This window comes from Allokutzneria sp. NRRL B-24872 (assembly GCF_002155965.1).
Taxonomy (GTDB): Bacteria; Actinomycetota; Actinomycetes; order Mycobacteriales; family Pseudonocardiaceae; genus Allokutzneria.
This window is the reverse complement of sequence record NZ_MUMH01000039.1, coordinates 36,897-49,460: the sequence shown is the minus strand read 5'-3', so window position 1 is coordinate 49,460 and position 12,564 is coordinate 36,897. Positions and strand designations below refer to the sequence as shown.

Genomic DNA, 12,564 nt, shown 5'->3' with positions numbered 1-12,564 from the left:
GAAGGGGTCGTTCAGGGTTTGGGGCGGGGAGGGCCTGCGCAGGTGGTGCCGCGCGCGGGGAGGACTCCGTCGATGAGGTAGGTGTCGACGGCCTTGGTGACGCAGTCGTTGCGGCCGTAGTGCCCGTGCACCCCACTGTCCACAACGGACACCAGGCGGTAGTCCATCTTCGCTGCCATGACGGGGCCGCCCGCGTAGCCGGTCACCGGGTCGTGATCGCCCTGCACGACGAGCCCGGCCGGATAACCGGTGCGGCGCAAGGGAACCATGGGCTCGGCAGGAGTGAAGGAGCGGAAGGCGCACTCGGAGGCGGCTGCGGCGTGGGCGCCGCGACCGAAGGGGTACTCGGTGGCGAAGCGGCGCATCTCGGCGGCGTAGAGCCGGGTGTCGCGCGACCAAGCGGCCTCGCAGGTGACGGTCGCGAACGAGCCGGAGTGCAGCAGTTCGAGGCCGAGCTTGAGGTCGTTGAGCATCGCGCCGAGCGCCTTGGCGGTGTCGAGGTCGAGGGTGCCGGAGGCGGAGGCCTCGCGAACCTTCTTGACGGCGGCCGTCAAGGTCGTCCAGCCAGCGCGGTTCGGGGTCTGCGAGCCGAGCACGATGTCGAGCGCGTTGCGGTCGATGGGGTACGGCGCGCCCTGCACCACCAACGGTTTCGCGGCGAGCGCCTTGCCGAGCGCGTCCAGGGACGCCTGGACCTCGGCGGCGGTGCGGCCGAAGCCGTAGTGCGCGTGGTGCTCGGCGACCCAGCCGGTCCAGGTGCGGTAGTTCTGCCGCGCGGAGACGGCCTGCTGCTTGGCCTGCTCGTAATACAGCCACTCGGGGTTCATCGAAGAATCGAAGACACTTCGGTTCATCCGGTGCGGGAACAACGATCCGTAGACGGCGCCGAGATAGGTGCCGTAGGAGAAGCCGAGATAGTTGATTTTCTTCCCGCCAAGGGCCGAACGGATGACATCCATGTCCCTCGCGGTATTCGCGGTGCTGAGATGCGGCCGAATGGCGGCTCCAGCCTGCTGGCACGCGCGCTCACGGCGCTGCGCGTCGGCGGTGTAGTCGCGGATCTGCTGTTCGGTCGGCCTGGTCACCGGGAGCCCGGCTTCCGGCGGAAGTCCGCAGTCCAGCACCGAACTGCCCGTTCCGCGCGGGTTGAAGCCCACGACCTCGAACTTCGCTGCGATCGCGTTGTCCTTGAACGCCATCGGCAGGCCCACGCCCTCGCCGCCGGGGCCGCCGGGGTTGAGCAGCAGCAGCTCACGCCCCTTGCCGCCGGTCGCCTTCAGCCTGCTCACATCGATGGTGAGCTTGCGCGAGAACGGGTTCCGGTGGTCCAGCGCGACATCGAGCTTGACGCACTCCAGCTCGGCGGGCAGACCTGCGCACTCACCCCAGGCGAGCGCGGGAGCGGCGACGGCCGGAGTCGAGGTCATTGCGATCAAGGTCGCGACGACCAGCGCGGTTGATCTTTTCAGCACACCGGCATGTTACCCAAAAGAAATCCGCCGCTTTCTCTCTGTGAATAAAAGAAAAAGCGGCGGATTGAGCCCTTTCGGACCTAGCGCGGAACGTTCCACTTCTGGTTCGCGGTGCCCGCGCACGTCCACACCTGCAGCCGCGTCCCGTTGGCGGAGTTGTTGCCGGTGACGTCGAGACATCTGTTGCCGGAGATGCTCACGATGTCCCTGGCGGCCGGTGTCGCCCACTTCTGGTTGGCACCGCCGTGGCAGTCCCACAGCACCACGGCCGCCCCGTCGTTGGCGCCGTTGTTGTTCACGTCGAGGCACTTGCCGAGCGCGCGGATCGTGCCGTCACCGGCGACCGTCCAGTTCTGCGCGGCGTTGCCGTTGCAGTCGTGCAACTGGATCGGTGTCCCGTTTGCGGTGCTGGCGTTCGCGACGTCGACGCACTTGCCCGCGAGCCCGGTGATCTGCCCGGTCGGCGCCCCCGTGCTGTTGGTGGTGACGCGGACGTAGTCGACGACGAGCTGCTGCGGGAACACCGTGCTGCCGTCGGGGTCGCCCGGCCAGTAGCCGCCGACGGCCAGGTTGAGTATCAGGAAGAACGGGTGGTCGAAGACCCACTGCCGTCCGCCGAGGTCGGCCGGAGTCCTTGTCTGGTAAGCGTTTCCGTCGACGTACCAGGTGATCCGGTTCGGCGCCCAGTCCACCGCGAAGGTGTGGAAGCCGTCGCCGAAGTTCGGCCCGTTGTAGGCCGCGCCGATACCGCCGGAGCCGGAGTAGCCGGGCCCGTGCAGGGTTCCGTGCACGGTGTTCATCAGGTGGCCGACGTTCTCCATGATGTCGATCTCGCCCGCCTGCGGCCAGCCGACCTGGCCCATGTTGTCGCCGAGCATCCAGAACGCGGGCCACATCCCCTTGCCGCGCGGGAGCTTCATCCGAGCCTCGAAACGGCCGTACGCCTGGGTGAAGCGGCCCGCGGTGTTCAGCCGCGCCGAGGTGTACTCGCACCGCCCGTACCAGCACTGGTAGTTGCCGGGGTTCTCCCGGCGCGCGGTGATCACCAGGTTGCCCGCGCCGTCGTGGACGGCGTTGCTGGTGCTGTTGGTGTAGAACTGCCGCTCGTGGTTGTTGACGTTGTCGCCGGTCTCCAACTGCCACTTCGAGCCGTCGACCGGCGTTCCCGCGGGCAGGTTGAACTCGTCGGCGAAGGTCGTCGCCATGGTGCTGGGATCGGGAGCTGGGCTCTCGGCCTGTGCGGTGCCGCCGAGGATGAGTGCGAGTACCGCGACAACGGCCGCGGACGCGCGGAATCTGCTGGACATCACGCTCGCCTCTCAGTGCAGGGGCCTGGAAGGGACCACTGAGGCGGCCAGCGGTGACGGGGAGTATGTCCGGCCGGTTCCGCCGTCGGCAAGACCTTCGGCGGAACCGGCACCGGATGAGATCAACCGGCCAGGTGAGAGAGGATGAGAGCGCCTACCTCCGCCGGAGCCTCCTCGGGCAGCCAGTGGCTGGCGCCGGTCAGCTCGACGAAGCGGTACGGCCCGTCGACGAACTCCGAGGTGCGGTGCGCCGCGACCGGTCCGAGCGCGGCGTCCTCGCTGCCCCACACGTACAGCGTCGGCACGGTGCTCGGCCGGGCCGGGATGTCGAGCTGGTCGTTGGCCGCGCGGTACCAGTTCAGCGTCGCGGACAGCGCGCCCGGCTCGGACAGCCGCCGCACGTTCTCCTCGACCAGCGGCGCGGGAACCTTGCCGCCGTAAGCGTTTCGCAGCCGCGCGGCCCCGTCGGCGAGCAGCGACTCCTCGGCGATCCCGCCGGGCTGGCGGAAGAACCGCACGTAGTCGACGCGGCGGGACTGGTCCTCGTCCTCCGCGATCGCCTTGCCCAGCGCGCTCGGGTGCGGCGTCGCGAGCACCGCCAGCGTCTTCAGCCGCTCCGGGTGCGCGCCGGCGAAGGCCCACGCCACGATGCCGCCCCAGTCGTGTGCGACGAGGTGGAACCGTTGCGCGCCAAGGGCATCTGCGAATCCGAGCACGTCAGCGACGAGGTGGTCGACGTGGTAGTCGGCGACCTTGGTCGGCCGCGCGCCCGGCGAGTACCCGCGCTGGTCCACCGCCACCGCGCGGTACCCGGCTTCGGCGAGCGCGGCGATCTCCTCGGTCCAGCAGTCGGCGAACTCCGGCCAGCCGTGCAGCAGCAGCACCAGTTCGCCGTCAACCGGCCCGGCGGCGATCGCGTTGTACCTGCGGTCGTTCAGCACGATCTCCACGGCGGTCACCAGCTCTTCAGCGCGATGCGGTGGTTGGGGTCCAGAACCTCTTGCAGCTCGACGATGTTGCCGTCCGGGTCGTGGCCGTATGCCGTCCACACGCCGGGGAAGACCTCCTGCGGCTCGCTGTTGAACGGCACCCCGGCCGCGCTCAGGCGGCTGTACTCGCCGTGGATGTCGGTGACGTCCAGGCAGAAGTGCGTCACGCCCGGGTCGTGCGGTCGCAGCTCGGCGTTGGCGCGGCCGGACTCCGGGGTGAGGTACTGGAACAGCTCGATGTGCGCGTTCCCCTTGCGCAGCATGAGGCTGCGCGCCGAGGTCCCGGTCAGCCCGGTCACCTCGTCCGCGGCCTTGTTGCCCGGCTCCCACCGGTAGTCGGTGATCACCTCGCAGCCGATCAGGTCCAGGTAGAAGGGCAGAATCCGGTCGATGTCCTTCGTGGCGACACCGACGTGGTGCACTCCGCGGATCATGGTCGCCCTCCTCAGATCTTCGCGCGCAGGTCGGCCAGCCAGCCCTCGTGGTCGGCGCCCTTGAACGCCATCCGCTGGGCCACGTCGGGGTGCGGCAGGATCAGCAGCCGCTCGTCGGCCATGCCGTCGACCACCGTGCGCGCCACGTCCTCCGGGTCGATCAGCCCGGCCGCCGCGACCACGTCCGAGGCCCCTTCGCTCTGACCCATCGCCGCCACCAGCATCTGCGTGCGCACCGCCTGCGGGCACACGCAGGACACGCGAATCCCTTCTCCGCCATAGGTGATCGACAGCCACTCCGCGAGCGCCACCGCCGCGTGCTTGGTCACCGTGTACGGCAGCGCCGAGGGCTGCGTCAGCAGTCCGGCCGCCGACGCCGTGTTCAGCAGGTAGCCCTCCCCCGCTTCGCGCATCTGCGGCAGCACCGCGCGGGAGGCCCACACGTGCGCCATGACGTGGATGCGCCACAACGAGTCCCAGTCCTCGTTCGTCGTCTCCAACGGCCCACCCACGGGTCCGGTCACGCCCGCGTTGGAGAAGAAGACGTCGATGCGCCCGTTGGCCTCGTTGGCGAAACGCACCAGGTCCTGGACGTCCGCCTCCCGCCCCGCGTCGAACTTCCGCGCCGTCACGCTCGGCCCCGCCGCCTCCGCCGTGGCCTGAACCCCCGCGAGGTCGTGGTCCGCCGCCACCACCGCGCGGGCGCCTTCGGCCACGAAGCGCTCGACGAGCGCACGGCCGATGCCACCGGCGGCTCCGGTGACCACGATGTGCTTTCCCTGGATCTTCACGCGGCGAACGTATGCCCGTGCCGCTACCGTCCGACCCAAGTCCAACCGAGCGGTTGTCAGCCGCGGACCCCTCGTGTCCACCGTCTCACCGACTTACATTGCGTCCAATGTAAGTGTCCGCTATGTTTCTTCTCGTACCCACCGACCAGCACCCCAGGAGGCATCCCATGCCGAGCCGCGACGCCACCACCCACTGGGAAGGCGGACTCCAGAACGGCAAGGGCACCGTCACGTTCGACTCGTCCAACGCGGGCCAGTTCGACGTCTCGTTCCCGACCCGCGCGGGCAACCCCGACGGCCAGACCAGCCCCGAGGAGCTGATCGCGGCCGCGCACTCCTCCTGCCTGGCCATGAACCTCTCCGGTGTCCTGGGCGCCAGCGACCTCGTCGCCGACTCCATCGACGTCAGCGCCGAGGTCACCCTCGGCCCCGAGTCCGGCGGCGGCTTCCGCATCACCGGTATCGCCCTCACCGTGCGCGCCACCGTCCCCGGCATCGACAACGCCAAGTTCGTCGAGCTCGCCAAGGTCGCCGAGAGCACCTGCCCCGTCACCAAGGCCCTCTCCGGCACCACGATCACCCTCGACGCGGCGCTGAACTGACTTCACTGTTGCCGCGTCGGGGAACCGGCGCGGCAACGCTTCAGCTCCAGAGCACCACCCCGGTCGACATCACCACGACGTACGCCACGATGAGCAACTGGTAGGCCAGCCGATCCGCCGCGGTGCCGCGCAGCGCCAGTGCCCGGATCGCCGGCGTCCCACAGGCCACCGCCACCACCGCTCCGCAGAAGGCGATCCGCGCCGCCGTCGCCCCCGTTGGCACGTAGAGCACGTGTGCGTCGCCCGATGGCACGGTCACCAGCCATGTCCCGCACGTCCTCGAAGGGCAGCGCGAGGCTGAACAGCAACGACACGGCCAGCACCCACCGCCACCCTGTTTCGTCGAGGGGGATGACCGACTGCCAGGCGGCGGCGAGCTGAGCGATCGTGCTGAGGACCATGCACGGCGTCTTGCACCACAGGTATGCGCGCGGCGCGCATCGCAGATTGAGGAATGCCGTCACCGCTTGGAAGAGCAGTACCCATTCCAGGACACCGAGCCCGCCGCCGCGCTCCCTCCGGTGTGATCAACCCGCCGGTGCGGATTGTTGACCCGATCCTCGTCCGCATCCCGCGACCGGTTCGACGCGTCGAACACGTAGCCGTACAACCCTTGCAGGACAACGACCACCGCCATGTGCTCGACCGTCCGCACCCAACCCAGGTGCGCGTGGGTTTGCCAAAGGCGCGGCTAGAAGGGCGCGGGTTCGGCGATGGGCTCCAGTTCCGTTTCGTGAACCCGCCCGCTGGGCGTGATCCACACATGACTGCCGTCCTCACGGTTCTCACACCGCCAGTTGGAGTGGGTCTTCATGTTGTGGTGATGGCGGCACTTCGGCCGGAGGTTCTTGATGGTCGTGTTGCTGCCGTTGCAGGGGCGGCAATGATCAATGTCGCAGCGCTGCGCGGGTTGCTGGCATCCGATCGCGGTGCAGCGGGGATAGCGGGCGTTGATCAACTCCCGCTGTTTCGCCGTGGGCCGGTAGGTGTTGCTGACTTCCTCCGCCATGCCGGTGACCGGGTCGGTGAGGATGCGTTTCCAGATGCCGCCTGCGGCGATGTCTTGGGCGACGCTTGTCGGGATGGGGCCGTATCCGGCGAGCATCCCGGGGTCGTCGGTCAAGCCCAGGAGGGCGGTCACCGGCATCGTCAGGTAGACCATCGTCTGCCCCTGCGGCGCGGGAGTGTCCAGGCCCAGCAACAGGTCCCGTGCGACGTCGGCGCGCTTCTGGTCCAGGGTGCGGTCGTCTTTGGGCAGGGACTTGGCGATGCGGTCGATGTGGTCGTAGGCCATGGCGGTGTCGTGGGCGGTCATGCCCAGGCGCAGTTCGGCCATGCCGTCGTCCAGGTTGGTCTTCCACACCAACCGCTCTTTGCGCTTCTCCTCATGACGACGCTCGGCTGCTTTCGGGTCGAGCTTGTGGATCAACGTCTGAGCACGACGACGAACCGAGGTGTGGGTACGGGTCGGGGCGTAGGCCAGGAGATCCGCCTCGGCGATCGAGGCTTGCGGTTCCTTCAAGATCTGCAGCTGGTCGACGATGAGGCGGGCTTTGCCCTCATCGATCGACCCCGCCGACAACGCCGCCAACACTCGGGGGCGTTCGGTCAGCTCCAGGGAGTTGGAGAGGATGTGGTCGGCGCCACGACGGGAGATGTGCAAGGCACAGGCGACCTCATTCTGCACATACCGGTAATCACGATCATCAGCAGCGTTCTGGAACGCGGTCAAGGCCGAAGCGAGATTCGCTTTCGCATGACACAAAGCAGCGTGACTCGCCTCAACCTCGACCAACAACTCTTCGAGAGTCATACCTCAATTCTACTCTCGAATTCGAAACGATCATGGCTCTAAAGAATGAATTCCCAGGCGCCCCGCCGCCCGAAAAACGCAACCCCCACGAAACGGAACGCGCGGCTGGAATGGTCGGCTTTACCTGGGGTGCGCGTGCCATACGCTTGCGCGAGGGCCGGGTTCACTACCCGTGCCCCTGTAAGGCCCAAGGGCACGCGCAAGGGGTTCCCAGGTCAAGCCGATCCCACGCTGGAAACGGCGCAAGCTGGAAGCCCAGCCGTCCCCCGCTGGAAGCCCAGCCGGAAGCCCCCAAAAACTCACCGAACCCGATCCACAGTACTAAACGGATCAGGCGGCAATGGCGGCTCAGGCAACAAATCCCGCAGCTGCATGTTCACCCCACGCAACCGATTCAACTCCCCCGTCTCCACAGCCCGATCCCCCTCCGCGATCAACCGATCAGCATGCCCCTGATTCCGCATCTCCGGGCGCATCTCCCGCAACGCGTGGAAGAAGTGCAGCTGCAAAACCCCGCTCCGATCCAACCCGCGCATCACGTGCAGCCGCAATTCCTCCATGCGCTGCCGCAACAGATCCGCGTCCCGTGCCTCAATGGCCTCGTTGATCGCGTTCTCGTACAACAACAGGTCCCCGCCACCCACCAGATCCCTGGCCTCCGCGATCATGCCGCGCGCCTCGTTGACCAGCGACGGCCACTCCAGCTCGTCCTCGACATCGTCGATGGCGACGCGGAGGTCGAGCAACCGGCGCTCGGCGGCTGTCGCCGCGTCGGGGTCAGAGCCGGCGGCCGAAACGAGGGCGTCCACGTCGTGCAGCATGCGCTCGCTGTCGATACGGGCGATGAGCACGTCCGCCACCGGGTTGCCGAGGACGCGTTGGCGCTCCCGAACGTCAGCCAGCCGCGAGCGCTCGGCGTCGAAGGCGCGGACGAGCAGCGGCTGGCCGGGGGTGACCTCGGTGCGCAGGTTGACGGTGTCCTGGAACTCCTCGTCGAGCATGGGCACGTAGGCGCTGGCCTTGATCAGCCGGGACTCGTCGATCTCGATGGTGAAGACGACCTCGCTGCCGGAGGGCAGTCCTCGGCCGGTGTCGAACTCTAGCCTGCCGATGCGGCGGTTGCGGTCGGCGCGGTGGTACTCGCCTTCGAGGACGGGGATGCGGATCACGCCCTCGGCGGTGGTCCGCAGGGTCACGGTGCGGCGCGCGGGCAGGCCGGTTCCGCGCTCCAGCAACCACATCGCCTGGTTGCCGTCGAGGCCGACGCCGATGGAGTGGGTCAGCGGCGGCTCGGTCTCCACGGCGCCGACGGTGTAGGTGATGTGGCCGGGCTCAACGGATCGGCGCGTGCCGGTGGAGTCGGTCAGCTCGACGGCGAAGGTGTTGAGCCGCCCTGGTTCCGCCCACAGCGACACCGCGAACAGTCCGTCGTCGGAGACCGTGATCCGCCCGCTGCGCCACGGCGGCCGGGTGTCGGCGTTGATCAGCTCCACGCTCAGCCCAGCGGTGGCCGGCGAGATCTTGCCCGCGACCAGGGGCTCGGTGTCCGGGCCGACCGGCGAGTACTCGAAGTGCACGCCGAAGCCACCGGCGACCGGCTCCACAACGGCAGGAATCCTTTGCGTGCCAGCGAAAATGGCCGCTCCGCGGGCGACGACGGTCATCGGGTCCTGGCTGTGGTCGAGCGGAACGCCGAGGCCGTGCACCGGATCGGCCAGGCGCTCGCGCAGGTACGGCGACAGCGTCGGGCCGCCCACCAGGATGACCTTCTCGATGTCCGCCGGGCTCAGCGAGCGCTCGCGCAAAGCCTTGTGGCACAGGTTGATCGAGCGCACGAGCAACGGCTCGGTGATGAGCTCGACATCGGCCCGCGTCAGCTCGCAGTCGATCTCGAAGCGCCCGCCGGAGCCGTCGTCCAGCTCCACCACGACGTCCGCGGTGTCCACTCTGGACAGACGGATCTTCGCGGTCTCCGCGGCCAGCTTGAGCTTGTTCACCGCCGCGAACCACCGGGGGTCACCGCGCCGGAGCCCGGCCAGCGAGGGGGCTTGCCGGACCGCGGCCGGGATCAGCAGCTCCTCGACGATGCGCCAGTCGATCAGCTTGCCGCCGAGGAAGTTGTCCCCGCGGTCGTTGACCACGGAGAACTCGCCGTCGCGCAACTGGATGACCGCCGCGTCGAAGGTGCCGCCGCCGAGGTCGTAGACCAGCCACAGCGCGTTCTCCTCCGCCGCCTGGAAACCGTAGGCGAGCGCGGCGGCGGTGGGCTCCTGCAACAGCGGTGAGAACGACAGCCCGGCCAGCTCGGCGGCGCGACGGGTGGCGTCGCAGGAGTGGATGTCGAAGGCGGCGGGCACGGTCACCACGGCCGCGCCGACCTCCGAGCCGGTGCGCTGGCGGACGTCGGCGCGCAGCGACTTCAGCACCTCCGCCGACAGCTCCTCAGGCGTCATCTCCCGGCCGCTGGCCGCGAACCGCTTCGCCGCGCCCGCGGTTCCCATGCGCAGCTTGAACTCCATACACGTGTTGTCCGGGTCGGCCTCCGCCCGGTCCCGCGCCGCGCGGCCGACGTACAGGCGCTCGCGGCGGTCCACCCACACCGCGGAGGCCGTGGTCTCGTCGCCGTCGTTGTTCTTCAGCACCTCGGTGTCGACGCCGCGCAGCAACGCCACCGCGCTGTTCGTCGTGCCCAGGTCGATGCCGACGCCGACCGTGCCGCTCACTGAGCTTCTCCAGACGGGATGCCGACGATGACCTCACCCATGCCGATCACCTGGCCGTGCAGGTAGATCGTGGGCCGGACGGTTTCCACGATGGTCTCCTTGGTCAGCCCCGGCCGGGGTTGGAAGGCGAGCACGCGGATCGCCATGCCGGGGTCGTAGTCGCGGTCGCGGTGGGACTGGACCTCGATCCCGGCTTCGGCGAGCGCGTCCATCGCGGTCTGCGCGTGCCTGCGCGCGGGCGAGTCCTGGTCGGCGAGCTTGGCGTGCAGCCGCCACACCGCCGTGGCGATGTCGGCCAGCGAGCGGGACTCCACCTGGACGTGGGCTGACATGCTCCTCCTCGGGGGAAAGGGCTAGAGGCCGGGTGGCCGCGCGCCGAGCCGCCAGCCGAGCCCTTCGAGCTGCTGGATCGGCGGGAAGCGGGACAGGGCCGCGGTGAGGTGCGCCTGCCGCGCGGTGGCCCGGCGCTGGCGGGCGTTCACCAGCGAGCCGTACACCGCGAACAGCAGGAAGATCGCGACGAGCAGGTAGAACAGCACGGCGGGGACCTCGAAGCCCTCGTTGAACAGCACCACCATCCCGACGGCGACCAGGGGCGCGCCGAACAGCGTGATCAGCGAGGAGACCCAACCCGCCTCCAGCCAGTCGCGGTGCTGGTGCGCCTCTCGGCACGAGACGCAGCGCGGCACGGCGACGGCGGCCGTCTTCCACGTCACCTTGGGGAACTCGGACTGGTCGACCTCACCGTGCACCGCGACCTCATATGCGGCGTCCTTTCCGTTGTGGGCCTGGCAGAACCAGCACGGCGGGTTGAGGCCGCCGCGCACGACCTCGATGGCCTGGGTGATCGACACCCGCGCCTCGTCGCCGACGGCGATGTCCAGCGCTCCGTCGAGTCCGTCGAGCGTGGTCTCGTCGTCGCCGGTCGCGCCGTGGAAGGAGCCGAGGCAGCTGACGACGCACAGCGCGACGCCGTCAAGGCACTCGCGGTAGAGCGGGTTCTCCGGATCGGCGCGCGCGGCCATCGCCAGCAGCGTCGGCCGCATCTCGGCGATCAGCTCCCCCGCGATCTGCGCGCCCTGCTCCGGTAACGCGGTGGCGCGGTCGGCCGCGTCCTGGCACAGCTCGCCGAGCACGTTGGAGCCCGCCGCGACGAAGCTCGGTTCGATCGCCGCGCGCGCCTGCTCGCTGACCGCGATGTCCAGGACCTCTTCGAGCTGTTCGAAGGCGTCTTCGAAGTCGTGGCCCTCGTTGACGAACCTGATCACGCACGTGTTGACCGACAGCGCGAGCGCGTCCGCGGCGGCTCCGTAGGCCGAGGTGGTCGCGCCGAGCACCAGGCGCAGTGCCCGCAGCAGCGGCTCGACCTGGTCCAGCAGCGCGTCGACGGCGTCGGCGCCGTCCTCGGGGTCGGCGGCCGTGGCGCGCTCCGCGTTCTGGCAGGCGGTTCTGACCCGCGCGCTGAGGTGTCTCGTCGCGGCGGCGAGGGCGTCGGTGATCACCGCGACCGGAAACCCGGACCGGCGCAGGGCTTCGACGTGCGCGCGGGCGATGTCCTCCGCCCCGGCCTCGGCCGCGCGGACGGCCAGGTCGGCTTGCGGCGCGAGCACTGCTCTGGGCAGTTCGGCGCGCATGGTCTCGACGGTCTCTTCGGTGAGCCTGCGATCGGCCAACTGGACGACGCGCTCCGCCAACCACTGCCAGCACTCAGTTTCCTCGGCGACCGCGGCCCAGTGCTCGTAGGCGCGCCGCCAGAGCGCGGGGTCCGCGTCGTGCCCGGCGTCCAGTGCTTGGGCATGTGCCAGCACGGCGGCGTCGTGCAGGGCTGGACCGCTGTCGGGGGCGTCCGGAGACTGGTTTTCCCAGAACCAGAACAGTTCCTCGACGATCCGCCTGGTCGGATCGCGCACCAGCGTGAGCGCTTCCCGCACCGCCGCGGGATCTGGTGCCTCGACCGGTGGCAGCGGGGACGACGTCACGGTCACCGGGGCGCCGAGTCGTTCGGCCGCGCGCAGCTGCTCCGCGCGTCGTCGCAGGTCGCGCGCTGTGGCGTCCACCGGGAGACCGCTGAGCCGGAAAGCGTTGCGCCGGTACAGCTCCGGGTTCGCCACCGGCTCCAGCAGCTTCGGTGCCGCCGCCGCGCGACGCGGCGCGCCCGCGCCCGCGAGCCTGCGCGCCGCCACCCCGGAGTGCAGCGGGTGCCCGGAATCCGCCGCGGCGCGGTAGGCCGATCGAGCGCCCGCCAGATCGCCCACGCCCTCCAGCATCCGCGCCAGCCGCATCGCCGCTGCCGGGGCGCACTCCTCGTCGTCGGTCTCGATCACCTTGCCGTACAACGCTTTCGCCCCGCGCAGGTCTCCGGCGGCTTCCCGGTCGACGGCGGTTGCGAACAACTCCTGAGCCGAGTCCACGCCTTCTCCCTCGCTCGCCTGC

Annotated in this window: 12 protein-coding genes; 1 reads left to right on the top strand and 11 read right to left on the bottom strand. The window is 69.4% G+C overall.

Annotated elements, in window-relative coordinates; genetic code table 11:
• Nucleotides 1-11 precede the first annotated feature (11 nt).
• The 5 genes from CCN37_RS10960 to CCN37_RS10940 form a co-directional block, all read right to left on the bottom strand.
• Nucleotides 12-1,427 (bottom strand): alpha/beta fold hydrolase, encoded by a 1,416-nt coding sequence (locus CCN37_RS10960; protein WP_086820620.1) that lies wholly within the window; start codon nucleotides 1,425-1,427, stop codon nucleotides 12-14.
• A 125-nt stretch (nucleotides 1,428-1,552) separates the two neighbouring features.
• Nucleotides 1,553-2,779: a ricin-type beta-trefoil lectin domain protein gene (locus tag CCN37_RS10955; RefSeq protein ID WP_086820619.1), complete on the bottom strand. Its 1,227-nt coding sequence runs from the start codon at nucleotides 2,777-2,779 to the stop codon at nucleotides 1,553-1,555.
• Nucleotides 2,780-2,901: 122 nt separating this feature from the next.
• On the bottom strand, nucleotides 2,902-3,738 hold the full coding sequence (locus tag CCN37_RS10950) for an alpha/beta fold hydrolase (RefSeq protein ID WP_210407964.1): 837 nt from the start codon (nucleotides 3,736-3,738) through the stop codon (nucleotides 2,902-2,904).
• On the bottom strand, nucleotides 3,735-4,202 hold the full coding sequence (locus CCN37_RS10945; RefSeq protein WP_086820618.1) for a VOC family protein: 468 nt from the start codon (nucleotides 4,200-4,202) through the stop codon (nucleotides 3,735-3,737). The genes CCN37_RS10950 and CCN37_RS10945 overlap by 4 nt, the downstream gene beginning before the upstream one ends.
• 11 nt (nucleotides 4,203-4,213) lie before the next feature.
• A complete protein-coding gene (locus CCN37_RS10940) occupies nucleotides 4,214-4,993 on the bottom strand; it encodes an SDR family oxidoreductase (RefSeq protein ID WP_086820617.1) in 780 nt (259 codons plus the stop codon).
• Between the two features lie 167 nt (nucleotides 4,994-5,160).
• On the opposite strand from CCN37_RS10940, the gene CCN37_RS10935 reads away from it, so the two are divergent.
• Complete coding sequence (locus tag CCN37_RS10935; RefSeq protein ID WP_086820616.1) at nucleotides 5,161-5,595, top strand: OsmC family protein; 435 nt, start codon at nucleotides 5,161-5,163, stop codon at nucleotides 5,593-5,595.
• Between the two features lie 40 nt (nucleotides 5,596-5,635).
• Here the strand turns inward: CCN37_RS10935 and CCN37_RS10930 are convergent, their stop codons facing one another.
• The 6 genes from CCN37_RS10930 to CCN37_RS10910 all read right to left on the bottom strand — a co-directional run bounded on the left by CCN37_RS10930 (nucleotide 5,636) and on the right by CCN37_RS10910 (nucleotide 12,542).
• Nucleotides 5,636-5,854, bottom strand: a complete 219-nt coding sequence (locus tag CCN37_RS10930; protein WP_086820615.1) for a hypothetical protein — start codon at nucleotides 5,852-5,854, stop codon at nucleotides 5,636-5,638.
• A 201-nt stretch (nucleotides 5,855-6,055) separates the two neighbouring features.
• On the bottom strand, nucleotides 6,056-6,232 hold the full coding sequence (locus tag CCN37_RS39760) for a hypothetical protein (RefSeq protein WP_168200619.1): 177 nt from the start codon (nucleotides 6,230-6,232) through the stop codon (nucleotides 6,056-6,058).
• A 54-nt stretch (nucleotides 6,233-6,286) separates the two neighbouring features.
• On the bottom strand, nucleotides 6,287-7,408 hold the full coding sequence (locus CCN37_RS10925) for an HNH endonuclease signature motif containing protein (protein WP_086820614.1): 1,122 nt from the start codon (nucleotides 7,406-7,408) through the stop codon (nucleotides 6,287-6,289).
• Between the two features lie 299 nt (nucleotides 7,409-7,707).
• Nucleotides 7,708-10,131, bottom strand: a complete 2,424-nt coding sequence (locus tag CCN37_RS10920) for an Hsp70 family protein (RefSeq protein WP_086820613.1) — start codon at nucleotides 10,129-10,131, stop codon at nucleotides 7,708-7,710.
• A complete protein-coding gene (locus CCN37_RS10915; protein ID WP_086820612.1) occupies nucleotides 10,128-10,463 on the bottom strand; it encodes a hypothetical protein in 336 nt (111 codons plus the stop codon). Before CCN37_RS10915 ends, CCN37_RS10920 begins: the two co-directional genes overlap by 4 nt.
• Nucleotides 10,464-10,484: 21 nt before the next feature.
• Entirely contained in the window at nucleotides 10,485-12,542 is a 2,058-nt protein-coding gene (locus tag CCN37_RS10910) for a hypothetical protein (RefSeq protein ID WP_086820611.1), read from the bottom strand.
• Between the last annotated feature and the right edge of the window lie 22 nt (nucleotides 12,543-12,564).